Here is a 25794-nt window from a genome sequence, read left to right on the forward strand (position 1 = left end):
AAATTCATTAAAAAGTAACATTAACACCTAAGTTGTATGATCTAACCAGCGGGTATGTACCATAATCGATACCTGGTGCAAGGTTGGCAGGCTGGGTATTGTTTGACGCAGCGCCTGAATAGTTATAATCCACATCAGGGTTATAACCTTTGTACTTGGTGATTGTGAAGGCATTCACAACACTGGCAAAAACGCGTGCTTTGCTTAAACCTAAAGTTTGCTGTAAAAAATTAGGCAGTGTGTAACCTAAGGTAAGGTTGGTACAACGCAGATATGAGCCGCTTTGCAGGTAGAAAGTTGATAAACGGGTGCTGTTACTTTGTGTACCGGCACGTGAAGCGCGGTAAAATGAACCATCTCCCGGTTCAGCTTCATTACGGTAACGTTGTGCAACATTAGCGTATTGGTTACCGGAACCTTCGCCGTTGTACAAATAGTAATCCTGTCCGTCAAGGATCTTGTTACCATATGAACCATTGAATGACGCACCAAAGTCAAAGCGTTTGTAAGTACTATTAAGGGCAAAACCGTAAGTAAATTTAGCATATGGCGAACCGATAATGGTTTTGTCAGCATCATTTACAACACCATCTTTATTGGTATCAACAAACCAAAGGTCGCCAATTTTGGCAGGGTTTGTTTGCGAAGCCGACGGAGCAGTTTTACCTAAGTTAGAAGCATTGATTATGCCACCAACCTGGAAGCCATAAAACATACCAATAGGCTGGCCCTGGGTAGTTATGCTGGTAAGGTACGAACGCTCGGCACCGTTGATGATCAGGGTGTTTTGAGCAGGCAGTTTAACTACTTTGTTGCGGTTTAATGAGATGTTGCCGCTTGCACCCAAGGTGAAATCTTTAGTGTTAACTATCTTGCCATCTAACTGCAAGTCAAAACCGGTGTTACGGATCTTTGAATCGCGCAGGTTAGTTAAGATAGTGGTACTGCCGGATATTGCCGAAATTGGCTGGTTATACAACAGGTTATATGAATAACTTAAATAATAGTTGGCAATGATCTGTAAACGGCCATTAAATAGGCCGATATCGGTACCAAAGTTATATTGCGAGGTTGTTTCCCAGCTTAATTTCGGATCTTTCAAACCGCCGGCATATGTAGCAGTTGCAATACCACCGTTTAACACCGCGCCAACAGGGCTGGCCAATGTTTGTGCGATAGCATAATTAGGGATATTGAAGTTACCGCTTTTACCCCAGCTTGCGCGGATCTTAACTGTTGACTGATCGCCAAGGAAATTGTGATAGAATGACTCGTCAGATAAATTCCAGCCGGCAGCTACCGATGGGAAATAACCATACCTGTTTGTTAAGCCAAATCGTGATGAACCATCCGCACGGAATGATGCGGTTAAGAAATATTTACCAGCGTAGTTATAATTTGCACGACCAAGATATGATAATAAAGTATAAGTACTTTTAGAAGCAGAGTTTAAGCTAAAGAAAGCCGCATCTGCACCTTTGCCTGAAATTTCGGGCACGTAATCACTTTGGAAACCGTTTGCTTTTACACTGGTGTAATCACTTGTGGTTTTTTGAGCAGTGTAACCGGCCAAAGCATCAAAATGATGTTTGCCAAATTGTTTGGTATAGTTTAAGGTAAACTCGGCCAGCCTGTCAACATTGAGCAGATACGACGCCTGCGCGTTGGCCGCGTTGATAGCCTGCGACGATCCCGGAGGGTTAGCACCCGAGCTTAAAGTAGTTGGATAGTAATAATCGTATTTTTCAGTATAAGCCTGCGTACCCAAATTGGTTTTGAAGTTAAAACCAGGTAAAATGTTATAAGTAACATTTGCATTATAAGTGCTGCGATAACCTTTTCGGGTTATTTTAATACGATCGGCAAGGGCAAGCGGGTTTTCAATACTTTGGTAGCCATATTGAGATGAACCTGCTGCTTCAACGTTGGTTTGGTATGAGCCATCAGCATTATAAGCAGGCAGATAAGGCATATAGATCAAAGCCCCTAAAATTGGGCTATGGTCAAAACGGCCTTCCTGTGTTTCCTGGTTGGTATTTTGAGTGTAAGATATGTTTGCGCCAATGTGAATACGTTTGCTTACATCACCATCGATATTGGTACGGAAGTTATAACGTTGCTGGCCTGTATTTAAAATAATACCCGGTTGATTTTGGTATGCACCGCTTACATAATAACGAACACCATTTGAAGCACCTGAAAACGACAAAGTGTGTTTTTGAAAAAATGTGTTGCGGTATAACTCATCCTGCCAATCGGTATGTACTGTTTGTTTAATGGGGGTTTGCGAAGCAAAATCATATAAGCCATTAGGAATACTTACACTGCCCGAGTTACCAACGTTAGTAACGCGGGTTGCGTTGTTATCAGAATACATGGCGTCGTTCCAGGTATGGCCTGAGTTTATCCAAAGGTCATGATAAGCGTTGTTACGGCCGTCGATAACCAGCAGGGCAGCCTGATCTGCGTCAAGCAGTTTCACTTTGTGGGCAAGCTGATCAACGCCTGTTTGCACATCATACTCAAAACGGCCTTTACCTTCTTTACCTTTTTTAGTAGTGATCAATACCACACCGCCAGATGCGCGTGAACCGTAGATAGCGGCAGATGCAGCATCTTTCAAAATATCGATGCTTTCGATGTCATCAGGGTTAATGAAGATATCATTACCGGCCGGGTAACCGTCAATTACATATAAAGGATCTGAGCTGGCGTTAAATGAACCAACACCTCTTACACGGATCTTAGTGCTTGTATAAGGCGCACCGCTGGTTTGTGATACCTGTACACCTGATACCTTACCAGCAAGGGCCTGCCCCAATGAAGGTGCAGAAAGATTAAGATCACTGGCTTTAACGCTGGCAATAGAACCGGTAACATCACTTTTACGAATAGACTGATAACCGATGGCCACCACCTCGTTAAGCATGTTTGATTTTGGTTTCATCTTAACGTTAATGGTTGATGAACCGCCAACAGTTATTTCCTGCTGCTCATAACCAATAAAGTTAAAAACCAGCACGGCGCCTTCATCGGCCGAAATGGTATATTTACCATTTGTGTTAGTTGCAGTACCTTTATCAGTCCCTTTGATCCGAACTGATACGCCGGGTAACGGAAGATTAGTTTCGTCGGTAACAATACCGGTGATTTGGTTTACGTTATATATAATATTTTTTGCCGAAGCGTTTGAGATAAAAGGTTTTAGCAAAACCAGTAAAAACAATACAGGAATTAAAAAAAACCTGCTCAAAAGATTTGGATTAATCTTTTTATTCATATTTTTAAAATTGATTGTTGAAAGAAATGACTTAAAGCCTTGGACCGCTTTTGAGTTATTTGACAATTATCCCGGACCAGGTGAGTGTTAGCGCATTCACCGGTTCTTAGTTTTATCGCCGGGCCCGATGTTAAGTTGAAGTTATGTTACATAGGCGATATTTTTAAAGACGTGAGCAAAAAATTAATAATTTAATAATTATTATTGCGTTATCATTAAATAATATTAATACAGGGTTATTAATATTGTAATAATGATAGCAAAGCTAAACCTGTTATCTTAACCAAAGGATACCTTAGTGTTAAATTTACATTAAACAAAAAATAGAAAAATGCCTGCCTCTTTGCAGGATTTTTTACTTTAGCCAGTTGTTAATACTACCACGAAGTAGTGGTAAAATTCACGTTATTTTTCCGTGATGAGGTTACGGCTATCCCTTTCTCCCCACCACCGAGCAAGGAAAAACCTTCCAACTCATCGCCCCTGTCAATACCATCAACCTGGCTTAGCACCACCTGTTTACCGGCTTCAATTGATTTTTTAAGATCAACATAAGTAAACCGCCATTGCCTGCCCTCAAGCTTATTCTGGATCAGCACTAAAATGCCTTTATCAGCCTTCCAAAACAGATTTTGTACCCAGGGTGTACATGTAAATTTTTTGTAAAGCACACCAGGTTCCTTCGTGCTTTTGGCTTTGGCCAGTTTTTCTGGGTCGTATAAACGCACTTCGTTGGCGTGATCACCATAATCTGCAGTGGCTACATACCACTTATTATTATACTTTACATATTCCGGCCTGGTGCCCTGAATACAGGCGTCATCCTCAATGGTATTAATTAAGTTACCATCAAGCGTACCGGCTTTAAGCAGGCCCTTCCAGTTCACATTATAAATTACTGCCCTCCACTGACTGCCCGCTGCATTAAGGCGGATGGAATTACCTATAAATGTCGGGCCCTTATCATTGTTATAAGCTATACCGGTTGGGTGGTTAATAATATCCTGCCCGTTTTGGGTTAGCTTATATTCCTTATGCTGATATACCAGGCTGTCATTTTCCAGCTTAAACTCCCGGATCATTCCAACTTCCCTGTCGCCATATAAAAATATGCGACCGTTTTGGTATGAAATGCCCTGGCAGGCGCCCAACGAGTCTATTGTTATGGCACGGTTAAGTTTATGATCAATCGTGCCAGTGGTGATGCTGCCAACACCTAAAACAACAGCTATTATAGTTAAAGTAAGCTTTTGCATAAGTTTAAATAAAGTAATTACATTAGTGATCAGACGAGACGATAACTTTAAGCTTTTCGCGTTCTGCCTTCAGCTCCTAACGGGGGTCAAGTGGTTCGTCAGGATCAATTTGTTTGGCTTCTTCTACCGGGTAATATTCAACTTCGGTTTCGGAGTTACGCCTGGCCAGTTTGTAAGGCACATAGTTCAGTTCCTTTTGGCAGCGAGCATCCATATTCATAATAAAATCGGTTTGTGATTTATCGGTTACCACAATACCGGGCTTATCGGCAGGGATGCCATATTTATAAATAAGCCTGGCACTGTTACGCATATTTGTTGTAGTATGACGTGCATGAGGTTCAATGATGATCACATTTTCAGGAATATGAAGGGTTTTCATTAAATAAACCTTCATTTCCCCGGCTTCATTATATTTTGTTTTATATGGATGCACATTGCCGCCCGATACAATGATAAATGGGGCTTTGCCCGCCTTATATTCCTGTACCGCCAGCCTGCAACGCAGCATCCCCTCCCCGCTCAATGGCGATGTCAAATTATCCGGACCAGCGCCAGGTACAAGAATATTTGAATAAGGATAATCGGCCCATTTAATGGTTTTGATACGGGTTACGGCAGCTTTGTTTGCGTTTAGCTCCATTGGCTCGTAATTGGCAGGGTCCTGCCTTTCGTTGATCTGCAGATAGAGCAGGGCTGCCTGCATAGCGGGTTCAAAAAACAGCTTTGTTCCTTTAATATCACCTAACAATGTAGCAGAAGCATCATACATTAGCGTAAAATATGCTCTCGATTTAATATTGTAGCTGATAGAGTCTATCTGCGGATAATTAGGCTTTTTGCCTTCAGCATAAACGCCAATAGTGTAATTGATGCTACCTGCGTCCTGCTGCCATGCTTTTATAAGCAATTGCTCGGGCGATAGCTTTTTATACAAGCTGTAAAGACCCGATGGGATCAGTTTCGATTTAACCATCCTGTTAAGCGCGTTACCTGTTTTATATAGTGCTGCAAGCCGGTCGCTTACGGTTTTGATGTCATCATCAGTTAGTTTTGCCGCAGTTACTAAGCACGCCGCGTCTTTACAATCAGTGAGGGAAGTGCTAAGGGCGCTCAGCTTTTTCTGAGTGAGCTGTGCCAGTTCAGGATCGTTTTTAAGTAAAGTGCTTACTTCGGCATCCTGCTCAAGTAAAGTCAGCAGGCCGTAGTTTTTAATCTTTATATAATCTGTCGGGGCATTTTTAACAGGGGCCTGGGTTTGCGCGAAGGCACTTATACCGCCTAATCCAAGCATGGTTAGTAGCAGGAGTCTTTTCATTAAGCTGTTTTTTAACAAGCCGCAAATAACGTCTAAGCAGATAAACTCAAAGTTAACTACCGGTAACTTTCCTCTTACAAAACAGGCCTAATTTTAATTTTAATTAAGATATACCATCTTTAGGCGTAAAAAATCCATATCAAATTTGATATTTGCAAAAGCTGATAAATCTTTCAAACTTCATCTATGGAAAATACTGCCTTATTAAAAGCCATTATTGAAAATGCTATCGATGGCATTATTACTATCGATGAACGGGGGATTGTCGAATCTATCAATCCTTCGGCCTGCAGGTTATTTCAATATGAGCCTCATGAAGTTATCGGCAAAAATGTATCGATACTGATGCCCCAGCCATACCGGCAGGAACATGATCATTATATCAATCGATATCAAACTACCGGTAAACCACATATCATTGGTATAGGTCGTGAAGTAACAGGCTTGCGTAAAGACGGCACCCAATTCCCGTTCAGACTTGGGGTTAGTGACGTAAATTTTTCGGGGCGTAAAATATATGCCGGTTTTATACACGACCTTAGCCGTGAGAAGGAAGCAGAGGACAAGCTAAAGGAATACACATCACACCTGGAGGAAGTGGTAGAGGAACGCACGCTCTCCTTAAAACAATTTGTTCTTGAACTGCAAAAAGCCAAAGAAGAAGTGAGCCAGTCCCTCGAAAAAGAGAAAGAACTGGGACAATTGAAAAGCCGTTTTGTTTCCATGGCATCGCATGAGTTTCGTACGCCACTAAGCGCTGTTCAATTATCGGCCTCGCTTATTGATAAATATGCCGAGCCTTTGCACAGCCTGCAGATTAGCAAGCATGTTAATAAAATCAAAAATGCCGTTGGCAACCTCACTACCATTCTGAATGATTTTCTCTCGCTCGAAAAACTGGAAGCCGGCCGTATTGAACCATCATACACCAGGTTTGACCTGGTTAAGCTGGCCGAAGAACTAACTGAAGAAATGCAGATTATGGCCAAGCAAAACCAAAATATCCTTTATCAGCATACAGGTACAGATAGTATGATTTACCTCGATATTAACCTGCTCAAAAACTGCATCATCAACCTCATCACAAACGCCATCAAATATTCGGGCGAAGACAGCTTTATTGAATTTAGTACTGAAATAAATGCTTCCGGCTGTTCCATTACTGTAAAAGATAATGGCATAGGCATTCCCGAAAGCGACCAGAAGCATTTATTTGAGGCATTTTTCAGAGCGCACAATACAGGCAATATCGCGGGTACCGGTTTAGGCCTTAATATTGTGGCCCGGTACACTGCCCTTATGAAAGGCAGGGTTGATTTTCAAAGTAACGTAAACGAGGGTACTTCATTCACCATTTCATTTTCCGCATCATGAACCAAAAAATCCTGATCATCGAAGATAACAACGATATCCGCGAAAACGTGGTAGAAATACTGGGGTTGGCCGGTTACACGGTATTTGAAGCCGATAATGGTAAAACCGGTATTGAACTGGCCATTAACAACCTGCCAGATGTAATACTTTGCGATATCATGATGCCCGAGCTTGATGGTTATGGCGTTTTATTTATGCTGAATAAAAATCCCGAAACCGCCGCCATACCTTTTATATTTTTAACCGCAAAGGCCGAACGGATTGACCAACGCAAAGGCATGGAAATGGGTGCCGATGATTACTTAACCAAGCCTTTTGATGATATTGAACTGCTGAACGCCATCGAAAGCAGGCTCAGGAAAAAAACTGCCCAGCAAAGCTTTTATAGTCAATCTCTCGAAAACCTAAACTCAATTGTATCGAAGAACAGCGGTCTCACTGAACTTAAACGCATTATTAGCGAACGCAAGGTGCGCCTGTTTAAAAAAGACCAGGTAATTTATTACGATGGTGATAAGGGGAATGGCTTGTACCTGATATTGAAAGGCAGAGTTAAAACCGTTAAACTGGCAAACGATGGCCGTGAGCTGATGACCGCCATCCACTCTGCCGAGGAATACCTGGGGGTAAATGCCATGCTCTCGAACGAGGCTTATACAGATACGGCAACCACCCTGGAGGATAGCCAGCTGTGCCTGATCCCGAAAGACCAACTGGATAACCTGCTCAATTTATACCCAGATATTGCGCGTGAGTTTATCAAACTGCTTTCTAATCATATCCGCGACAGGGAAGAGCAATTATTGCAGCTTGCGTATAACTCAGTACGAAAAAGGATGGCCGATACCCTGGTGCGACTGCATAAACAGCAGGGTGGGGATTTCAAAATTTCGCGGGAAGACCTTGCTGCTATGGCCGGTGTGGCAACTGAAACTGTGAGCCGTACCCTTACCGATTTTAAAGATGAAAACCTAATCGATAAAAAAGGGAGCCAGATCACCGTGCTTTCGCCCGAACGGCTGGCCAAAATGAAAAACTGACCGCTGCTATTTTTAGATGATCCTGCTCATTCACTGAGCAATGACTTGATTACAACAAACCATTTGCACCCCTGTGCAACCTATTTTTGTATCAACACCAACAGATCCTGTGGCGTTTCATAAGTTGTACCTTTGTAGCTGAGTACTTTAGCGCCAACGCATACGGTATCAACGGCTTTAGTAGTGTGTGTAATATAGATCTTCCCGCGCACGTCCGGTTCTGTACCGTCACTCACCATTTTCATACCGGTTAGCAATTGCATTACACTATCAACGCCCGGCTTTTTATTAAAGTTTTTTTCTTTCCCTTCGGGGAAGTAATAATCAAACTTATCACAGGTGATCCTGAACTGTGTTTCGCGGCCAAGCTCGGTGAACTTAAATTTGATGGATTGGACATCATCATTTGAGCTGCTTTCGCTTTTGCAGGCAAAAAAAGTAACAGCAATAAAAAAGAATACTAAAATGTTGAACTTTTTCATAAAGCTTTTAATATTTGATATAAACCTACAAAATATCCTGAACTTGTACGGCATTCCGATTATAAGGCTTTATTCCGTTACTTTTTATTTAAAAAGCCCGAATTTAATGTAAGTGCAGTGCTTTTGATAATTATCATATTCAACTTCACTTATTAAGTTTTGATCGTAAATTGCATGGCAATATATTAATAAACATATGTCGAAAAGAAAGCAAGCTGATTTCTTGAAGTGGTTTGGCCCATTACTACATGCATTAAGAGATTTAGGTGGATCGGGTAAACCACGAGAGGTTTCGGAAAAAATTTCACAGAATTTAAAATTATCAGATTCCATCCTTGAACAGACTATCAAATCGGGTGAATCAAAATTCCACAATCAGGTGGCGTGGGCAAGGCAATATCTGGTATGGGAGAAATTTCTAGATGATTCTCAAAGAGGAACATGGTTATTAACGAAAAAGGGCTGGGAGACAGATGTTTCAGAATCCGAATCTCGATTAATATTTCAGAAATGGGTCAAAATTTATCAGGAAAGAAGAAAATCTAAATCAACTACAGACATAATCGACGATGTTAATGAAATTGAACCTGAAATTATAGAACAAGACTATACTCCTACGTTACTGGAAATATTGAAAAAACTATCACCTAAAGGATTTGAACAAATTTGCGGATTACTGCTAAGAAAATCTGGATTTGAACAAGTTACCATTACAGGACGGTCAAATGATGGTGGAATAGATGGGATTGGCATAATTGCCCTTAACGCGTTTGTAACCAATCGCGTATTATTTCAATGTAAACGATATTCGACAACGCCGGTTAGTTCCAGCCATTTAAGAGATTTCAGAGGCGCTATGAGTGGCAGAGCTGAAAAGGGCATTGTTATAACAACAGGCCGATTTTCGGAGGAGGCGAAAAGAGAAGCTTCCAGAGATGGGGTGGGGAATATCGAATTAGTAGATGGAGAAAAACTAGTTGAATTATTTCAAAAAATTGAGTTGGGAGTTAAACCACAAATCGTTTATGAAGTAGATTATTCCTTTTTTGAACCATATCTATAAAAACCAGTAATAAAAAACTTCCACTTGAGGGCTCGGGGCAGCTACTTCAATTCATCCAACACTCTGAACATTTTCTCCTTTATACCCCGGCTCTGGCCGCTGAAATTATTAACCATGATAGAAAAACAAAGCTCTCGGCCGTTTTTGGTTTGATAACCGGCATAACACAACACATTATTGATGCTGCCGCTTTTCATTTTCATATCATTATAAACCGGCAGACTTGTATAAAAATCAGCAAACCAGCTTTCCTTCTTTGCCAATTGCAGGATGCGGGCCAGCGTTAACGTAGTTACCCTGTCACCGGGCGAAAGGCCGCTGCCGTCGTAAATATTCATGCTGCGGGTATCTATACCTTTGGCCGCCCAAAACTTTTGTACCTCATCCACACCATTTGCCGTTGTAGGCTTGCGTCCCTGTTTCCAGGCTATGGTTTTGAGTAACTGCTCGGCGTACAGGTTAATACTTTTCTGGTTAAGCCAGTAAATTATTTTGCTTAAAGTTGGTGATGATATAGTTGCCAGATTTTTAGCATTTACAGGCAATGGCAGGTTTTTAGCGCTCAAAGTATTGGCTGACTCCGGCTCATTACCGATAATGATACCTAAACTCCTCAGCGTATCATTGAGCCGCAACGCAGCATCATAAGCAGCATCAGGGACAGCGGCAGAAATACTTTTTTTCTCCTGATCAACAGCATAAGTTCCGCGCAGATATATTACTTTACTGCCAACCGGTAAAAAAGCATAAGCATTATCTCCTGATCCGGCAGAACCATTTGTCAACTCGCTTTTAAATGCAAGGTATGACATCAGCGGAACAGTACGTGATATGCCAACCGGGCTACCAACCGCACCCGTACGCAGCTTTATATCAAATTGATTTTCGCGCCAGCAAAGACCCGATGTACCAGCTCCGTAATAGTTGCCGATATCCTGCCAGATCCAGCCTTCGGGAATGGATTGGGTACCGAAAATGCTGTCATCGCCAATGATGCGGCCGTTAATTTTTTTGATCCCGGCCTTTCGCAAGGCGTCGGCCATAAGGGCCAATACATGCCCCTCTTTGGTTTGCTCATAACGCCAGCTGCCCAGGGTTGGGTCGCCGGCACCTTTAATGACGATATCGCCGGTCAGGGTGCCATCGGCCCCAATCTCGCCGGTATAACCTAATTGCGTTTGATATTGAAAATCGGGACCTAAAATATTAAAAGCCGTAATACTGGTAATGGTTTTAAGCGTTGAAGCGGTAGCCAAACCCATGTTAGGGTTACCGCCAAACACCTGTTCCCCGGTTTTGGCATCAAGTACGGTTAATGATACTGAAGCATAATTGCATTGGCTATCCGCCTGCAACCTCCCAAAAGCATTTGATATTTTTTGCTGAAGCGTTTGCGCCGCAACAGACTCTCCTATAAATAAAAAACTAATTACCAGTAAGCGCCTCATCCTGTTTTTTAACGTTCCGTTGCGAAATATAATATATGGGCACACCAATCAATACAATAATTAAGCCCGGCCAGGTAAACTGCGGTTTGTAAATGATCAACAATACACAAAATATCAGTCCCATAATAATGTATATGGCAGGCAAAATTGGGTATCCCAGTGCTTTATAAGGGCGCTCAGCATTTGGATATTTTCTCCGCAGGATATAAATGCCGAAGATGGTAAGAACATAAAAAATAACCACTACAAAGGATATCATATCCAACAAATCACCGTAACGGCCGCTTAGGCAAAGTATCGAAGCTACCACGGCCTGAATCCATAAACCAAACTCGGGCACGCCAGATTTATTTAATTCACCTGTTTGTTTAAAGAATAACCCATCTTTTGCCATAGTGTAATAAACCCTTGCGCCCGAAAGTATCAGGCCGTTATTGCAGCCAAAAGTTGATATCATGATCATTATTGCAATGATATAAGTACCGAGATTACCAAATATGATATGCGATGCAGCTACAGCAACACGGTCTTTATCGGCAGTTGCGATATCATGCATAGATAGCACGCCAGTATAAGCAACGTTAGCTGATACGTAAATGATAGTTACTATTAAAGTCCCTAAACCAAGACTTAGGGCAACATCCCTTTTAGGGTTTTTCATTTCACCCGCTATAAAGGTTACGCTATTCCAGGCATCACTACTGAATATCGAACCTACCATCGAAGCTGCAATAGCACCCATGGCAGCAGCAAGGGTAAGACTAACAGTTGTATTATCCGCTTTAAGGTTATGAATATCCCAGGCGTTACTCCAGTTGGCATGCCATATTTCGGGCTTTAGCGCAACAAAACCAAATATGATCAAACCAAACAAGCTCAAAAGCTTGGTAAGTGTGAATGTGGTTTGGATAAGTTTGCCACTTTTTACTCCTTTGGTATTAATATAAGTAAGTAATACAATGATGAAAATTGACATCAACTGAGCGGCGCTGATCTTTAAGAAACCGAGTTGAAAAAGAATGTTCTCCTCGCTAAGCGGATGAATCAAATAGGCAGCAAACTTACTAAAAGCCACTCCTACCGCCGCGATAGTGCCCGTTTGGATCACTGCAAAAAAGCTCCAACCATATAAAAAAGCGACGAGCTTGTTGTAAGCCTCTTTTAAATAAACATATTGGCCGCCAGCTTTGGGAAACATACCGCTCAATTCGCCGTAGCTAAGGGCCGCGGTAAGGGTCATGAAACCGGTGATAACCCAGATAGCTATCAGCCAGCCGGCCGAGCCTACGTTACGGGTAATATCTGCACTAACAATAAAAATACCTGAGCCTATCATGGATCCTGATACGAGCATGGTACCGTCCAGCAAGCTAAGCTCATGTTTCATTTTTGGTTGCGATGAGTTTTTCGCCATATATTGTTTTAGGGTTTAAATCTCTAAACTATTCAAAAAACTTTAATATTAACGATCACTATAGTAAATAAATAAAATTACTATTTTGCAATCACCAATTGTTATTAAACACTGTTAAACCAAGCAGTACTACTTTATTAAACCAAATTTGTGATATGGATTTTCTGAACAATTATTTAATTTATTTAATTCCTGTTTTGGGTCTTATTGGGATTCTTGTTATGGCTATTAAGGCCGCCTGGGTTACCAAACAAAACGCCGGTGACGGTGACATGGCCACACTCGCCGGTTACATTGCCGATGGCGCTATGGCCTTTTTACGTGCCGAATGGAAAATATTAGGCGGCTTTGTTGTGGTTGCCGGTATTTTGCTGGCATGGTCGGGCACAACGGTCACCACTTCAAGTCCTGTTATTGCCATATCATTTCTGATAGGCGCGTTTCTATCTGCCTTTGCAGGTTACCTGGGGATGCGTATTGCTACCAAAGCTAACGTACGTACTACACAGGCCGCCCGTACGAGCCTGGCTCAAGCCTTAAAAGTATCGTTTACCGGTGGAACCGTAATGGGCTTAGGCGTTGCCGGTTTGGCCATTATTGGTTTAGGATCGCTCTTCATTGTTTTTTATCAGTTTTATGTTGTTAAAATAGCAGGCAGTAGTGTTAACGGCGAGGCCATGGCAAAAGCACTTGACGTTTTAGCGGGTTTTTCATTAGGGGCAGAATCCATAGCGCTGTTTGCCCGTGTTGGCGGTGGCATTTACACCAAAGCGGCCGACGTAGGTGCTGACCTGGTAGGTAAAGTTGAAGCCGGTATCCCCGAGGATGACGTGCGTAACCCGGCCACCATTGCAGATAACGTAGGTGATAACGTAGGCGACGTTGCCGGTATGGGTGCCGACCTTTTTGGTTCATATGTAGCTACCATGCTTGCTACCATGGTATTGGGACGCGAGATTGTATCGCACGATAATTTCGGTGGTATTGCCCCCGTATTGCTGCCAATGGTAATTGCCGGCCTTGGCTTGATATTTTCGATAGTGGGCGCGGCTATGGTGAAAATCAAATCTGAAACCGACAGTGTGCAAAAAGCATTGAACATAGGTAACTGGGCATCAATTATACTAACTGCTATAGCTACATATTTTGTTGTACAATGGATGTTGCCTTCGGGCGAATTTCACATGGTACGTGATGAAGTTAACGGGGTGGTAAAAACAGACGTGATACCTTTTACAAAAAACGGTGTTTTTGGATCGATATTGGTTGGCCTGGTAGTAGGTACTTTAATGTCGATTATAACCGAGTACTATACCGCCATGGGTAAACGACCGGTATTGAGCATTATCAGGCAGTCGTCAACCGGTCACGCTACCAATATTATTGGTGGTTTATCTGTAGGCATGGAATCAACCGTGTTGCCTATTCTTGTTTTGGCATCGGGTATTTATGGGTCATATTATTTTGCCGGTTTATATGGTGTAGCTATTGCCGCTGCCGGTATGATGGCAACAACGGCCATGCAGCTGGCAATAGATGCTTTTGGGCCAATTGCGGATAATGCCGGCGGTATTGCCGAAATGAGCCGCCTGCCCGAAGAGGTACGCCACCGTACCGATAACCTTGACGCCGTTGGTAACACAACAGCCGCTACAGGTAAAGGTTTTGCTATTGCTTCGGCAGCATTAACTTCATTAGCCTTATTTGCGGCTTTTGTGGGCGTTGCTGGTATTGAACATATTGATATTTATAAAGCCAATGTATTAGCAGGTCTGTTTGTTGGCGGAATGATTCCATTCATTTTTTCTGCCTTGGCGATAGCAGCCGTGGGCAGGGCCGCCATGGCCATGGTAGAAGAAGTTAGGCGCCAGTTCCGCGAAATTCCGGGTATCATGACTTACGAGGGTAAACCAGAATACGAAAAATGTGTGGCTATCTCCACCAAAGCGTCGATCCGCGAAATGGTTGCCCCTGGTTTAATCGCACTGATCACCCCTATTATCATCGGTTTTGCCTTTGGCCCCGAAGTGTTAGGCGGCTTGCTGGCCGGTGTTACCGTATCGGGTGTATTGATGGGGATTTTCCAAAGCAATGCAGGTGGTGCATGGGACAACGCCAAAAAATCATTTGAAAAAGGCTGTGATATCAATGGCGAGATCTTCTACAAAAAATCGGAACCGCACAAAGCATCAGTAACAGGTGATACTGTAGGTGATCCGTTTAAAGATACTTCAGGCCCATCCATGAACATCCTTATTAAGTTAATGTCGATAGTTTCACTGGTTATTGCCCCACACCTGAACAGCCATCCGGCTGCAACCAGCGCAAGGATCCAAAAAGAAATGAACAAACAACCTATGAGCATCCATATGGTTGTTAAAGCAGAAAAAAGCGTTTAATAGTTTTTATAGTTAATGAAGAGAGCCGCCTGTTGAGGGCGGCTTTTTTTGTCTGAACCAGGATTTATACGACTTGCCGGCTTATCGGTTTATTAATAAGAACGGGCCGCGGAGAACATAGACATGAGATTTGATCGTGAGATTTGAGAACCTATTTAACATAATCCCTTTCACCTTTCACCTTTCACCTTTCACCTTTCACCTTTCACCTTTCACCTTTCACCTTTCACCTTTCACCTTTCACCTTTCACCTTTCACCTTTCACCTTTCACCTTTCACCTTTCACCTTTCACCTTTCACCTGTATTCCAGAATATCCCCCGGCTGGCAGTCAAGCGCCTTACATATGGCTTCGAGTGTTTCAAAACGGATGGCTTTCGCCTTGCCTGTTTTTAGGATAGAAAGGTTTGATATGGTGATCCCTACCCTGTCGCTCAGTTCATTTAATGACATTTTTCGTTTTGCCATCATCACATCAAGATTTACTATTATCGGCATGACTTAAATAGTTAAAGCTTGCTCCTCTTTAAGCCTCGCCCCTTGCTTAAATGCTTCGGCCAGGATAAATATCAAGATAGCAAATACCAGCGTGCCAAAATTAAATGCCGATGTATTGATGATTTTTAGCGGCACATGCAATTTAGCTATTAACACCTGATAGGATACCTGCTGCCCTATATAATCAGTCAATGTAAACAGCAATAACAGCATCCCTGTGCTTTTGATCAGCCTAATACATCGCTGCTCAAATAAAGTACCCTCTACAATATTTACAATAACCTTATTAATAAGATAGGCTATTCTTATTACTATCAGAGTTGTAATAAGTATCAGCCCAGTTTCAATCGCGTTTAATGGCCAGCTTACAGATATATTATCATTATTAACTACTATATCACTGTTTATAATTATATTCTTTAAAGTATAGTTTTCACCTATCTTCATTTCGCCCCCATTTTTTTGCGAAATGAAGCTTCCGTCAATAGTGGCTTGCAATGTTGGCCCGTATCTTTTAGCGCCATCTATTGTACCCATTCCATCATTGTATCCATCCTTAAACCCCTGCCAGAAATCGGCAGCCATATACTGAAAAACAAACAAACCAAACACTATATAAACAAGTATTTGCAGGGCACGTACCTTTTTCATTACACTACAATATTAATTCAATTCAAATAAAAACAATATTTATTAAATAACAAAATAAATTCATTGTTTTACAATAAATTTTATGCGATATACATAAATTAAAAATTTTAAATATAAAATTTTACACTGGTATTGCTATTTCTGATTTATATGTTTTATTTTAGAAACAAAATATTAGCTTTGCACGTTCTATTCAGAATATAACGAATAGAGAGGTTTATTAAATAGATGAGACAACTCAAAATAACGCAATCCATTACCAATCGCGAGTCGCAATCGCTTGATAAATATCTGCACGAGATTGGTAAGGTAGACCTAATAACCGCCGAAGAAGAAGTAATTTTAGCGCAAAAGATCCGCGAGGGCGACCAGGCGGCATTGGAGCGTTTAACCAAAACTAACCTTCGCTTTGTTGTATCTGTTGCTAAACAATACCAAAACCAGGGCCTTACACTGGGCGATTTAATTAACGAGGGCAACCTCGGCCTGATTAAAGCCGCCAAGCGTTTTGATGAAACCAAAGGCTTTAAATTTATATCATATGCTGTATGGTGGATCCGTCAGTCGATATTGCAGGCTATTGCCGAGCAATCGCGTATTGTGCGTTTACCACTTAACCAGGTAGGTTCTTTAAGTAAGATCAGCAAGGCTTTTTCAAAGCTCGAACAGGAGTACGAGCGCGAACCATCGCCCGAAGAACTTGCTGATATATTGGAGACCACTGTTGATAAGATCTCCGACACACTGAGTAACTCGGGCCGCCACGTATCAATGGATGCACCGTTTGTACAGGGTGAAGAGAATACATTGCTTGATGTACTGGAAAACCAGGAACCTAACACCGATTCGATCCTGATCAATGAGTCATTATCTGAAGAGATCAAACGTTCATTATCAACCTTAACTGAGCGCGAGCGCGAGATCATTGTATTGTTCTTTGGTTTAGGAACTAACCACCCTCTTTCATTAGAGGAAATTGGCGAGAAATTTAACCTGACCCGCGAGCGCGTGCGTCAGATCAAAGACAAAGCCTTGCAACGCTTGCGCCATACTTCAAGGAGCAAGATCCTGAAATCATATTTAGGTTAATCACAAGCTAAAAAGAGATATTAAAAGCCATTGGTTATATAACCGGTGGCTTTTTTCTTTGGCATGGTTAGCCGCGATGTAATGACTGCCCCTCAACGACTAATGACGATTTATCAAAATGACTTAATGGCTAAATAAGCCGCCTGTCAAAACTAAAAGGTTCTTTTTTTAAAAGTTTCACTCCAAAAGAATCGGGATGCAAGGGGTTAAGCAGGTAGTTATATTCGGCAGGGACAATTGACGATGGTACTTTCATTAATAAATACTCCTGTTTTTTAAGAAAGGCATCGCCAAGTTGGCGCAAAATTACCGGACCGGATATATCACGCCAGTCTTCAGGTAATTGCTCAGCCTCCACAGTGATTATTTTACTATCCGGCACTTCTATTTCAGTAAGGCAATAATTACCCGGAATTACCAGCGGATCCAAATGCACCAACACCTCAAGCACCGCTAATGATCTGGAGGAAGCAAGGTAAAGCATCGATTTACCTTCGCTATTCCAGCGACCGCCATATAATCGTGCTCCGGTGCCGCTCAGGTCGGTAGCGTAATTGCATTTGGTGATACGGAAAAGTATCATCAGGCAAAAATACCGTGTTCGATGCGGCCAAGCTCTTTAAAAACCATGTCGAAACCGGCAGATGTATCCAGAATAGTAACCGGTGCCTCCCCTCTGAAAACTACCGACGGCGTTTTAATCCAGATCTTGAATTTATCCATCGATTCAAAAACCTCCTCGCCGCGGGTATAAAGCCGTGCAAGTTCAATAACCTTTTCGGCGTACTCGGTTTTGATAATGGCGTCATCCTCGTAGCGTTGTAAAGTACGCTCAGAGATATGTAATATATTGGCGAGCTCCTGGATGTTTAGGGAGATTTTTTTTGCGAAGGAAAGCAAAGCGCTTTTAGCGATCCCTTTACGTGCAAGACTGATAATATCAAAATCACTTAAATTATTAATGTCAGACAAAGCATCTGAATTTGATTGATTTGACTTATTTTTTACAACTATATCTTGCTCAAAGTCTATTTTGCTCGATCTATAAGCAGGTACAGCTTGTAATTCTTCAGCATTAATGGCACGCAATTTCATACTGAGGTCTTTCAACCGCATAATACGCTCTCGTGATTTGCGAAGCTGATCTTCAATAGATTCTGTCGACTCATTAGCTACTTTTTTGCCAATTCTAACTTCTTTCTCTACCGTTATTTCCAAATCGCCTAAAAGCTTATCTATAGGAGATTTATCCAATTTTTTAGCTTCAGCTGCGTTTTGTTTATGGAAAACCTTTTTTGACATTTATCCAAATATAACTACCATTTGTCGCATTTACAAATATCAAGCCAACAAAAAAGCGATAAGTTTTAGCCTATCGCTTTTTATCACTGAGTCATTGTTCATTAAGTCATTGACCTATGGTTTTAAGACTTACGAAGTTTTGGAAACTTCGTAAGTCTGATCAGGAACTTATTCTGCAATTATCAAAAAATAGTTCTTTTTACCTTTTTGTGCTACAATAAATTTACCGCCAATTAGTGCATTATTATTATATACATCCTCAGCGGTACCTATCTTAACTTTATTGATAGCAACACCGCCTCCTTGTATCATCTTTTTAGCCTCGCCTTTTGAGACAAAAACAGCTGTTTTAGCAGCTAAAAGATCAGTAGCATTAATGCCCTGCTCCAGTTCACTCAATGCTATATTATAATTAGGTACACCGGCAAATAAGTCTAACACTTCTGCATCGCTAAGCTCATTCAAAAACTCAATCCCGATATTCCCAAATAAAAACTCTGATGATTTTATTGCCTTTTCGTATTCAGCCTCGCCATGCACACGGATGGTGATATCCTTAGCCAGGGCTTTCTGCAATACTCGGGTATGTGGTGCAGCATCATGCTCAACCTCCATCGCTTCAATAACCTCACGATCAAGCAGAGTAAAAATGCGGATATATGACTTAGCGTCAACATCGGTGGTGTTTAGCCAAAACTGATAAAACTGGTATGGCGAAGTACGTTCGGCATCAAGCCACACTGCCCCGCTTTCTGTTTTTCCAAACTTGGTACCATCAGCTTTTTTGATGAGGTTGGTAGTTAAGGCAAAAGCCTCACCGCTGTCTTTGCGACGGATTAGCTCAGTACCGGTAACAATGTTTCCCCATTGATCGCTGCCACCCATTTGCAATGAGCAGTTATGGTGCTTCCATAAGTAGTAAAAATCATAGCCCTGTACCAACTGGTAAGTAAACTCGGTGAACGACATACCTGTGTCGCCTTCCAAACGTTTCTTCACCGAATCTTTGGCCATCATATAGTTAACCGTAATGTGTTTACCCACATCACGGATAAAATCAAGAAAAGTAAAGTTTTTGAACCAATCGTAATTATTTACCATTTCGGCACTGTTGGCGCCGGTATTAAAATCGAGGAAACGGGTAAGCTGCTTTTTTACGGCTTCCAGGTTATGCTGCAGCACATCCTCTGATAATAAATTACGCTCGGCAGATTTGCCCGACGGATCGCCTACCATGCCGGTAGCCCCACCAACCAAAGCATATGGTTTATGACCTGAACGCTGAAAGTGGATCAGGGTCATGATCTGGGTAAGGTGACCAACATGCAATGAATCGGCAGTTGGATCAAACCCGATATACCCCGAAGCCATACCTTTATTTAACATATCCTCGGTTCCGGGCATTTCGGTATGCAGCATGCCGCGCCAGCGTAATTCTTCAACAAAGTTCATATCAAGTTCTGTTTCAAAAAGGTGCAAATATAAATGAAATTGATACACTAATTTTCACTAATTGAATCGAATTTCACTAATTGCAGATACCCCCTTTGAAAAATTCGTGTAATTCGATTTAATTATCTATTCGTGAAAAAACCCGTGCTTATATAGGTTAACTACAGGTAAAATCTGTTTCAAATAATTACTTATATTTTGTATCTTGAGCAAAACCGGGTATTTTGCAAGGCAAGGCTTATGAATTTTTTATCGCATTTTTATTTCGACAGGGATACGACCAACTGTTACCACGTGCTGGGAACGGTGCTGCCCGACCTGCTGAAAAACGCCGATAAAAACATCATCCTTCATCCCGAAAAACTGCACCACACTGATAACAAGGTTAATTCGATCATAGCAGGATGGAACAAACACCTTGATGTCGACCGGTATTTTCACTCATCTGTTTTTTTCACCACCCGTTCGCATGAGCTTAAAAAGCTATTGGCCCCCGCCTTGATAAACTCGCCGGTAAAGCCATTTTTTTTAGGGCACATCGCACTTGAGCTAATTATTGATAACCTGCTTTTAACCACGGGCAAAATAAGCGTCACCGAATTTTACGATCATTTACAAGGTTGTCGGGACGATAAGATAAGAAGCTTTTTAACCTTTGCCGGCCTTGAGGACACGGCTGTCTTCTTCAAGTTTTACGAAGGCTTTAAAAAAAGCCAGTACCTGCATACTTATGCCGAAACGCACCAGATTGCCTATGCATTAAAACGGATCTGTATGCGCGTTTGGAAAAACCCATTCACACCAGAGCAGGAGGTGATCATGGATGAAATATTGAGCAGTTACCGCGAAGAAATGCTGAATGATTTTATGCAGATTTTTGAAGAGATAGATGGTAAACTTTGATAACAGTCAAGTGCACTAACTTATGGCTTCCATAAGACCGGCAAAGTCCTCTTTTAAAAGCAATTCGTAAATAGCCTCGACTTCGTTCCAGCTTTTAGCCTGATATTTTATTTCCTGGTTATTTACGATACAGATCATCTTGAGTGATTTATCTGTCTCCAAAATATATTCTTCCTCTTCTGTCCCAACCCAAAAAGCGCCGTGTTCGTCATCCATAGCTTGTGTCTCGACAATAGCTTTTTGTACATTTTCTATATCGATATCATCTTCATAATCAGACCAGGCTCTTTGCAAATATTTAGTCATAACTCATTAATTTATAGTACAGATAACAACACAAAGCATGTGATCAAATGGTTTATTTAGCGTAAAATCCTCCCTTATGTTACCCCCCGCTTGCCCCACAAGCCCAAAAACCCTTAAAAACATCTAAAATATAAGCAATTAACATTAAAAAATTTCTTTTTTCAATAAAATATATCCGTACCTTTGCAGTCCCAATTAACAAATTGGGAAAAGGAGAAAAATTATTTAATGGCAAAAAAACAAGAAGCAGAAAAAGAATTAAAAGCGAAAGAAGCTGAACTGGGTACAGTTAAAGCGGCTGGCGAAAAAGAAACTATTGAATCAGAAGCTGATTCAATATCAATTGAAGAGATCAAATCAAAAATCGCGGCTACACCAAGCGAAGATTTCGACTGGGATGCTGACGACAAAAAATTTGGTAACTACAGCGATGACGACCGTGAGAAATTTGAGAAATTGTATGATGGAACTTTCAGCTCTATCACCAAAGGCGAAATCATCACCGGTACTGTTGTTAACGTTAACAACAAAGATGTTGTACTTAACGTAGGTTTCAAATCAGACGGTTTAGTATCAGTATCAGAATTCCGTGACACACCAGATCTTAAGATCGGTGACAAAGTTGATGTTTTTGTTGAATCGCAGGAAGATGCTAACGGTCAGTTAGTACTTTCACGCAAACGCGCAAAAACTCAAAAATCATGGGAGCGCATTAATTCAGCCCTTGATAACGATGAAATCATCACCGGTTTTGTTAAGAGCCGTACTAAAGGTGGTTTAATTGTTGACATTATGGGCGTTGAAGCCTTCTTACCTGGCTCACAGATCGATATCAAACCTATCAGGGATTACGATGTGTATGTAGGTAAAACTATGGAATTCAAAGTTGTTAAAATCAACCACGAATTCAAGAACGTTGTGGTATCGCACAAAGTGCTTATCGAAGACGATCTGGAAAACCAAAAAACTGAAATTGTTGCTCGCCTTGAAAAAGGTCAGGTATTGGAAGGTACCGTTAAAAACATTACCGACTTTGGTGTATTCATTGACCTTGGTGGTGTTGACGGCTTACTGCACATTACAGATATTTCATGGGGCCGTATTGAGCACCCACGCGAAATTTTATCATTAGATCAAAAAATCAACGTTGTTGTGCTTGACTTTGATGATGAGAAAAAACGTATCGCTCTTGGCTTGAAACAATTAACCCCTCACCCTTGGCAAAGCCTTTCTGAAGATATTCAGGTTGGTTCAAAAGTTAAAGGTAAAATCGTTACCGTTGCTGATTACGGCGCATTCCTTGAAATCATCCCTGGTGTTGAAGGTTTGATCCACGTATCAGAAATGTCATGGTCACAAAACCTGCGCAACCCTCAGGAATTCCTGAAAGTTGGTGACGAGATCGAAGCTCAGGTATTGACTTTAGACCGCGAAGAACGCAAAATGTCATTAGGTGTTAAACAATTAACCCCTGATCCATGGCAAAACGCTGCTGAAAGGTACGCAGTTGGTACTCAGCACGTAGCTACAGTTAAAAACATGACCAACTTTGGTGTGTTTGTTGAACTGGAAGACGGCATCGACGGTTTGATCCACATCTCTGACCTTTCTTGGTCTAAAAAAGTTAACCACCCTAACGAATTCACTAAAGTTGGTGAAAAATTAAACGTGGTTGTACTTGAACTTGATGTTGAAAACCGCAAATTGAGCTTAGGCCACAAACAGCTTGAAGAAAACCCTTGGGATACTTTTGAAACTATCTTCACTATCGACTCGATCCACGAAGGTACTGTTATCAAAGTAACCGACAAAGGTGCTATTGTAGCTTTACCTTACGGTGTTGAAGGCTTTGCGCCAACCAAACACTTAGTTAAAGAAGACGGTAAGAGCTTAAAAGCTGAAGAAGCTGCTGAATTCAAAATCATTGAATTTAACAAAGAAAACAAACGTATCGTTATTTCACACTCACGTATCTGGGAAGAAGCCCGCGCTGATGCCCGCGTACAGGAATTTGAAAACCGTAAAAAAGAAGCAAAAGCTGCTACTAACGCGGTGAAAAAAGTGAAAGATTCTGTTGAAAAATCAACTTTAGGCGATCTTAGCGTATTAGCTCAGTTAAAAGAGCAAATGGAAGGTGCTGAAAACAAAGCCCGCAAGGCTGCACCTGCTGCTAACAGCTCTGAAGAAGAAGCATAATTTTAGCTTAAGCAATTATATAAGCCCCTTTGGTTATCCGGAGGGGCTTTTTTGTTTCCTTTCATTTTATTGCGCTCATTTGCAATGAGCGCTTAATATGGTTTGGCGATTGCATCGCCCGTTGCGTTACAAACGCAAACCCATGTTACACGCTCGTTTTAAACGAGCGCGAGTTAGTTTTTGGGATATGACCACCGGAGAAACCAACCTCAACACCCTGTTAAAAAACATATCACCTGTTCTTAATGAAGGTGATTATGTTTATTGCACAACTACATCATTAAACAACATCAATGCCGATGATATCATAGCTTTTTTCAAGGAGCAGGAAGCGGTAACCCTCATCCTAAAAAAAGAAACCGCCGATAAGCTAAATCTTGAATACAGCTATATTGCCGCCTGGATCACTTTAACCATCCATTCATCACTGGAAGCGCCTGGTTTAACCGCTGCATTTGCGACTGCGCTGGTGAAGGAAAATATCAGCTGCAACGTAGTAGCTGCTTATTATCATGATCATATTTTTGTGACGAAAAAGGATGCGGAAAGGACAATGTTGACTTTAAGAAAACTTGCCGAATAACTGAATTGTAAAAAGTCTCCCCTATCGGGGGAGATTTAGAGGGGGCTTTTGAAAACAAATTATTATTTTTGCCCAAATCCACCCATACGATGCAAAATCTAACACTGCTCGACGGACAAAAGTTTCAAATTACCATACAACGTTTATGCCGCCAGTTAATTGAAAATCATAACGACTTTTCAAATACAGTATTAATTGGTATTCAGCCGCGTGGCATTTATTTAGCCAAACGCGTTGCAGAAGAACTTAGAAAAATCCTTCCCGATAAAAACATACTGCAAGGCGATCTTGATATCACCTTTTACCGCGACGATTTCCGCCGCCGCGAATCACAACTGGTACCTAATCAAACCAAAATAGATTTTATTATTGAAGGTAAAAAAGTGATCATGATGGATGATGTGCTGTGGACAGGCCGTACTATTCGCGCCGCTATGGATGCCATGCAGGCATTCGGCAGGCCGGAGAAAATAGAGCTACTGGCTTTGGTTGATCGCCGTTACTCGCGCCACATCCCGGTATCTGCCGATTATGTGGGTATCGAGGTCGATTCTATCGCATCGCAAAAAGTAGTAGTAAGCTGGAAGGACACTGATGGTGAGGACAAGATCGTTCTTGTTTCAGAGGTACAGGAATAAAATATTATAATATACACAAAGCGTCATTGCGAGGTACGAAGCAATCCCAAATTGTACAGAGCTATCATGCAAGAAGTCTCTGCTAATCGGGGATTGCTTCGTACCTCGCAATGACGGAATAAAAATAAAAATTCAGAAATCGAGCATCCGAAATCAAAATAACATGGCAGGACTGAGCACACGACACTTATTGGGTATAAAAGATTTGAACCGGGCAGATATTGAGTTGATATTTGAAACTGCCGATACTTTTAAATCTGTTTTAAACCGGCCGATCAAGAAAGTGCCGTCGTTACGGGATGTTACCATTGCCAATATTTTCTTTGAAAACTCAACCCGTACCCGTTTATCATTTGAGCTGGCCGAAAAAAGGCTTTCGGCTGATGTGATCAACTTTGCGGCATCGTCATCATCAGTAAGCAAAGGCGAAACACTGATCGATACAGTAAACAACATCCTGGCTATGAAGGTTGATATGGTGGTAATGCGCCACCCTTACGCAGGTGCGGGTATCTTCCTGTCAAAACATGTTAAAGCACAAATCGTAAACGCTGGAGACGGTGCACATGAGCATCCTACCCAGGCTTTGCTTGATGCTTTCTCTATCCGTGAAAAATACGGCGATGTAGCCGGAAAAAAAGTGGTGATTGTGGGCGATATCCTTCACTCGCGCGTAGCACTTTCCAACATCCTTTGTCTTAAACAATTAGGCGCCGAGGTTATGGTTTGCGGGCCAACCACGCTTATTCCTAAATACATTGGCTCATTGGGTGTAAAAGTTGAGCACAACCTCATCAAAGCGCTTAACTGGTGCGATGTTGCCAATATGCTCCGTATTCAGCTGGAACGTCAGGATATTAAATATTTCCCGTCGCTGAGGGAATACACCATGCTTTTCGGTCTTAATAAAACCATTCTCGACTCATTAGATAAAGAAATCACTGTAATGCACCCCGGCCCTATCAATCGCGGCGTGGAAATCACCAGCGATGTAGCCGACAGCAAACAGTCTATCATTCTCGACCAGGTAGAAAATGGTGTTGCCGTACGCATGGCCGTACTTTACCTGCTGGCCGGACAAACACCAACCATATAAACGCATG

Annotated in this window: 22 protein-coding genes; 10 read left to right on the top strand and 12 right to left on the bottom strand. The window is 41.7% G+C overall.

Annotated features, from left to right (window positions below; genetic code table 11):
* Positions 1-7 precede the first annotated feature (7 nt).
* The 3 genes from ACEN82_RS17405 to ACEN82_RS17415 form a co-directional block, all read right to left on the bottom strand.
* Positions 8-3280, bottom strand: coding sequence for a SusC/RagA family TonB-linked outer membrane protein (locus ACEN82_RS17405; RefSeq protein WP_413319318.1), 3273 nt, complete (start codon positions 3278-3280; stop codon positions 8-10).
* A gap of 377 nt (positions 3281-3657) precedes the next feature.
* The gene (locus ACEN82_RS17410) at positions 3658-4536 is read right to left on the bottom strand and encodes a hypothetical protein (RefSeq protein ID WP_413319320.1); all 879 of its coding nucleotides are present in this window, start codon (positions 4534-4536) and stop codon (positions 3658-3660) included.
* A gap of 76 nt (positions 4537-4612) precedes the next feature.
* Complete coding sequence (locus ACEN82_RS17415) at positions 4613-5854, bottom strand: YdcF family protein (protein ID WP_413319322.1); 1242 nt, start codon at positions 5852-5854, stop codon at positions 4613-4615.
* Between the two features lie 186 nt (positions 5855-6040).
* On the opposite strand from ACEN82_RS17415, the gene ACEN82_RS17420 reads away from it, so the two are divergent.
* The gene (locus tag ACEN82_RS17420; RefSeq protein WP_413319324.1) at positions 6041-7228 is read left to right on the top strand and encodes a PAS domain-containing sensor histidine kinase; all 1188 of its coding nucleotides are present in this window, start codon (positions 6041-6043) and stop codon (positions 7226-7228) included.
* Positions 7225-8268 carry a response regulator gene (locus tag ACEN82_RS17425; RefSeq protein WP_413319325.1) on the top strand — a complete coding sequence of 348 codons (1044 nt, stop codon included), beginning with the start codon at positions 7225-7227 and terminating at the stop codon, positions 8266-8268. The genes ACEN82_RS17420 and ACEN82_RS17425 overlap by 4 nt, the downstream gene beginning before the upstream one ends.
* Positions 8269-8348: 80 nt before the next feature.
* On the opposite strand, the gene ACEN82_RS17430 is transcribed toward ACEN82_RS17425, so the two are convergent.
* Positions 8349-8750: a hypothetical protein gene (locus tag ACEN82_RS17430; RefSeq protein ID WP_413319327.1), complete on the bottom strand. Its 402-nt coding sequence runs from the start codon at positions 8748-8750 to the stop codon at positions 8349-8351.
* A gap of 196 nt (positions 8751-8946) precedes the next feature.
* Between ACEN82_RS17430 and ACEN82_RS17435 the strand changes: the two genes are divergently transcribed.
* Positions 8947-9813, top strand: a complete 867-nt coding sequence (locus ACEN82_RS17435) for a restriction endonuclease (RefSeq protein WP_413319329.1) — start codon at positions 8947-8949, stop codon at positions 9811-9813.
* A 41-nt stretch (positions 9814-9854) separates the two neighbouring features.
* Here the strand turns inward: ACEN82_RS17435 and dacB are convergent, their stop codons facing one another.
* Positions 9855-11261 carry a D-alanyl-D-alanine carboxypeptidase/D-alanyl-D-alanine endopeptidase gene (gene dacB / locus ACEN82_RS17440; protein ID WP_413319331.1) on the bottom strand — a complete coding sequence of 469 codons (1407 nt, stop codon included), beginning with the start codon at positions 11259-11261 and terminating at the stop codon, positions 9855-9857.
* A complete protein-coding gene (locus ACEN82_RS17445; protein WP_413319333.1) occupies positions 11239-12648 on the bottom strand; it encodes an APC family permease in 1410 nt (469 codons plus the stop codon). The genes dacB and ACEN82_RS17445 overlap by 23 nt, the downstream gene beginning before the upstream one ends.
* Positions 12649-12830: 182 nt before the next feature.
* Between ACEN82_RS17445 and ACEN82_RS17450 the strand changes: the two genes are divergently transcribed.
* Entirely contained in the window at positions 12831-15074 is a 2244-nt protein-coding gene (locus tag ACEN82_RS17450; protein ID WP_413319335.1) for a sodium-translocating pyrophosphatase, read from the top strand.
* 296 nt (positions 15075-15370) lie between these two features.
* On the opposite strand, the gene ACEN82_RS17455 is transcribed toward ACEN82_RS17450, so the two are convergent.
* Both ACEN82_RS17455 and ACEN82_RS17460 read right to left on the bottom strand, forming a co-directional pair.
* Entirely contained in the window at positions 15371-15571 is a 201-nt protein-coding gene (locus ACEN82_RS17455; RefSeq protein WP_090531574.1) for a helix-turn-helix domain-containing protein, read from the bottom strand.
* Positions 15572-15574: 3 nt separating this feature from the next.
* Complete coding sequence (locus tag ACEN82_RS17460) at positions 15575-16222, bottom strand: DUF2975 domain-containing protein (protein ID WP_413319337.1); 648 nt, start codon at positions 16220-16222, stop codon at positions 15575-15577.
* A gap of 228 nt (positions 16223-16450) precedes the next feature.
* Between ACEN82_RS17460 and ACEN82_RS17465 the strand changes: the two genes are divergently transcribed.
* On the top strand, positions 16451-17311 hold the full coding sequence (locus ACEN82_RS17465; protein WP_090466905.1) for a sigma-70 family RNA polymerase sigma factor: 861 nt from the start codon (positions 16451-16453) through the stop codon (positions 17309-17311).
* Between the two features lie 130 nt (positions 17312-17441).
* On the opposite strand, the gene ACEN82_RS17470 is transcribed toward ACEN82_RS17465, so the two are convergent.
* From ACEN82_RS17470 to tyrS, 3 genes are all read right to left on the bottom strand, one after another.
* Positions 17442-17894 (bottom strand): RES family NAD+ phosphorylase, encoded by a 453-nt coding sequence (locus ACEN82_RS17470; protein WP_413319340.1) that lies wholly within the window; start codon positions 17892-17894, stop codon positions 17442-17444.
* Entirely contained in the window at positions 17894-18613 is a 720-nt protein-coding gene (locus ACEN82_RS17475) for a type II RES/Xre toxin-antitoxin system antitoxin (protein WP_413319342.1), read from the bottom strand. The genes ACEN82_RS17470 and ACEN82_RS17475 overlap by 1 nt, the downstream gene beginning before the upstream one ends.
* A 168-nt stretch (positions 18614-18781) precedes the next feature.
* Positions 18782-20065: a tyrosine--tRNA ligase gene (gene tyrS / locus ACEN82_RS17480; RefSeq protein ID WP_354486768.1), complete on the bottom strand. Its 1284-nt coding sequence runs from the start codon at positions 20063-20065 to the stop codon at positions 18782-18784.
* Positions 20066-20305: 240 nt separating this feature from the next.
* On the opposite strand from tyrS, the gene ACEN82_RS17485 reads away from it, so the two are divergent.
* Positions 20306-20968 (top strand): hypothetical protein, encoded by a 663-nt coding sequence (locus tag ACEN82_RS17485; protein WP_413319344.1) that lies wholly within the window; start codon positions 20306-20308, stop codon positions 20966-20968.
* Between the two features lie 15 nt (positions 20969-20983).
* On the opposite strand, the gene ACEN82_RS17490 is transcribed toward ACEN82_RS17485, so the two are convergent.
* The gene (locus tag ACEN82_RS17490; protein WP_413319346.1) at positions 20984-21262 is read right to left on the bottom strand and encodes a hypothetical protein; all 279 of its coding nucleotides are present in this window, start codon (positions 21260-21262) and stop codon (positions 20984-20986) included.
* A gap of 240 nt (positions 21263-21502) precedes the next feature.
* On the opposite strand from ACEN82_RS17490, the gene rpsA reads away from it, so the two are divergent.
* The 4 genes from rpsA to ACEN82_RS17510 all read left to right on the top strand — a co-directional run bounded on the left by rpsA (position 21503) and on the right by ACEN82_RS17510 (position 25787).
* Positions 21503-23470, top strand: coding sequence for a 30S ribosomal protein S1 (gene rpsA / locus ACEN82_RS17495; protein WP_090531562.1), 1968 nt, complete (start codon positions 21503-21505; stop codon positions 23468-23470).
* Positions 23471-23657: 187 nt separating this feature from the next.
* Positions 23658-24053, top strand: coding sequence for an ACT domain-containing protein (locus ACEN82_RS17500; RefSeq protein ID WP_413319348.1), 396 nt, complete (start codon positions 23658-23660; stop codon positions 24051-24053).
* 89 nt (positions 24054-24142) lie between these two features.
* Positions 24143-24691, top strand: coding sequence for a bifunctional pyr operon transcriptional regulator/uracil phosphoribosyltransferase PyrR (pyrR, locus tag ACEN82_RS17505; RefSeq protein ID WP_090531558.1), 549 nt, complete (start codon positions 24143-24145; stop codon positions 24689-24691).
* A 163-nt stretch (positions 24692-24854) separates the two neighbouring features.
* Positions 24855-25787: an aspartate carbamoyltransferase catalytic subunit gene (locus ACEN82_RS17510; RefSeq protein ID WP_091163068.1), complete on the top strand. Its 933-nt coding sequence runs from the start codon at positions 24855-24857 to the stop codon at positions 25785-25787.
* Positions 25788-25794: the final 7 nt, after the last annotated feature.

Source organism: Mucilaginibacter sp. Mucisp73, assembly GCF_059491465.1.

Bases quoted from the DNA above. Each gene is read 5' to 3' on its own strand.
- ACEN82_RS17405 (WP_413319318.1), bottom strand. From the start codon at position 3,280: ATGAATAAAAAGATTAATCCAAATCTTTTGAGCAGGTTTTTTTTAATT.
- ACEN82_RS17410 (WP_413319320.1), bottom strand. From the start codon at position 4,536: ATGCAAAAGCTTACTTTAACTATAATAGCTGTTGTTTTAGGTGTTGGC.
- ACEN82_RS17415 (WP_413319322.1), bottom strand. From the start codon at position 5,854: ATGAAAAGACTCCTGCTACTAACCATGCTTGGATTAGGCGGTATAAGT.
- ACEN82_RS17420 (WP_413319324.1), top strand. From the start codon at position 6,041: ATGGAAAATACTGCCTTATTAAAAGCCATTATTGAAAATGCTATCGAT.
- ACEN82_RS17425 (WP_413319325.1), top strand. From the start codon at position 7,225: ATGAACCAAAAAATCCTGATCATCGAAGATAACAACGATATCCGCGAA.
- ACEN82_RS17430 (WP_413319327.1), bottom strand. From the start codon at position 8,750: ATGAAAAAGTTCAACATTTTAGTATTCTTTTTTATTGCTGTTACTTTT.
- ACEN82_RS17435 (WP_413319329.1), top strand. From the start codon at position 8,947: ATGTCGAAAAGAAAGCAAGCTGATTTCTTGAAGTGGTTTGGCCCATTA.
- dacB (WP_413319331.1), bottom strand. From the start codon at position 11,261: ATGAGGCGCTTACTGGTAATTAGTTTTTTATTTATAGGAGAGTCTGTT.
- ACEN82_RS17445 (WP_413319333.1), bottom strand. From the start codon at position 12,648: ATGAAACATGAGCTTAGCTTGCTGGACGGTACCATGCTCGTATCAGGA.
- ACEN82_RS17450 (WP_413319335.1), top strand. From the start codon at position 12,831: ATGGATTTTCTGAACAATTATTTAATTTATTTAATTCCTGTTTTGGGT.
- ACEN82_RS17455 (WP_090531574.1), bottom strand. From the start codon at position 15,571: ATGCCGATAATAGTAAATCTTGATGTGATGATGGCAAAACGAAAAATG.
- ACEN82_RS17460 (WP_413319337.1), bottom strand. From the start codon at position 16,222: ATGAAAAAGGTACGTGCCCTGCAAATACTTGTTTATATAGTGTTTGGT.
- ACEN82_RS17465 (WP_090466905.1), top strand. From the start codon at position 16,451: ATGAGACAACTCAAAATAACGCAATCCATTACCAATCGCGAGTCGCAA.
- ACEN82_RS17470 (WP_413319340.1), bottom strand. From the start codon at position 17,894: ATGATACTTTTCCGTATCACCAAATGCAATTACGCTACCGACCTGAGC.
- ACEN82_RS17475 (WP_413319342.1), bottom strand. From the start codon at position 18,613: ATGTCAAAAAAGGTTTTCCATAAACAAAACGCAGCTGAAGCTAAAAAA.
- tyrS (WP_354486768.1), bottom strand. From the start codon at position 20,065: ATGAACTTTGTTGAAGAATTACGCTGGCGCGGCATGCTGCATACCGAA.
- ACEN82_RS17485 (WP_413319344.1), top strand. From the start codon at position 20,306: ATGAATTTTTTATCGCATTTTTATTTCGACAGGGATACGACCAACTGT.
- rpsA (WP_090531562.1), top strand. From the start codon at position 21,503: ATGGCAAAAAAACAAGAAGCAGAAAAAGAATTAAAAGCGAAAGAAGCT.
- ACEN82_RS17500 (WP_413319348.1), top strand. From the start codon at position 23,658: ATGACCACCGGAGAAACCAACCTCAACACCCTGTTAAAAAACATATCA.
- pyrR (WP_090531558.1), top strand. From the start codon at position 24,143: ATGCAAAATCTAACACTGCTCGACGGACAAAAGTTTCAAATTACCATA.
- ACEN82_RS17510 (WP_091163068.1), top strand. From the start codon at position 24,855: ATGGCAGGACTGAGCACACGACACTTATTGGGTATAAAAGATTTGAAC.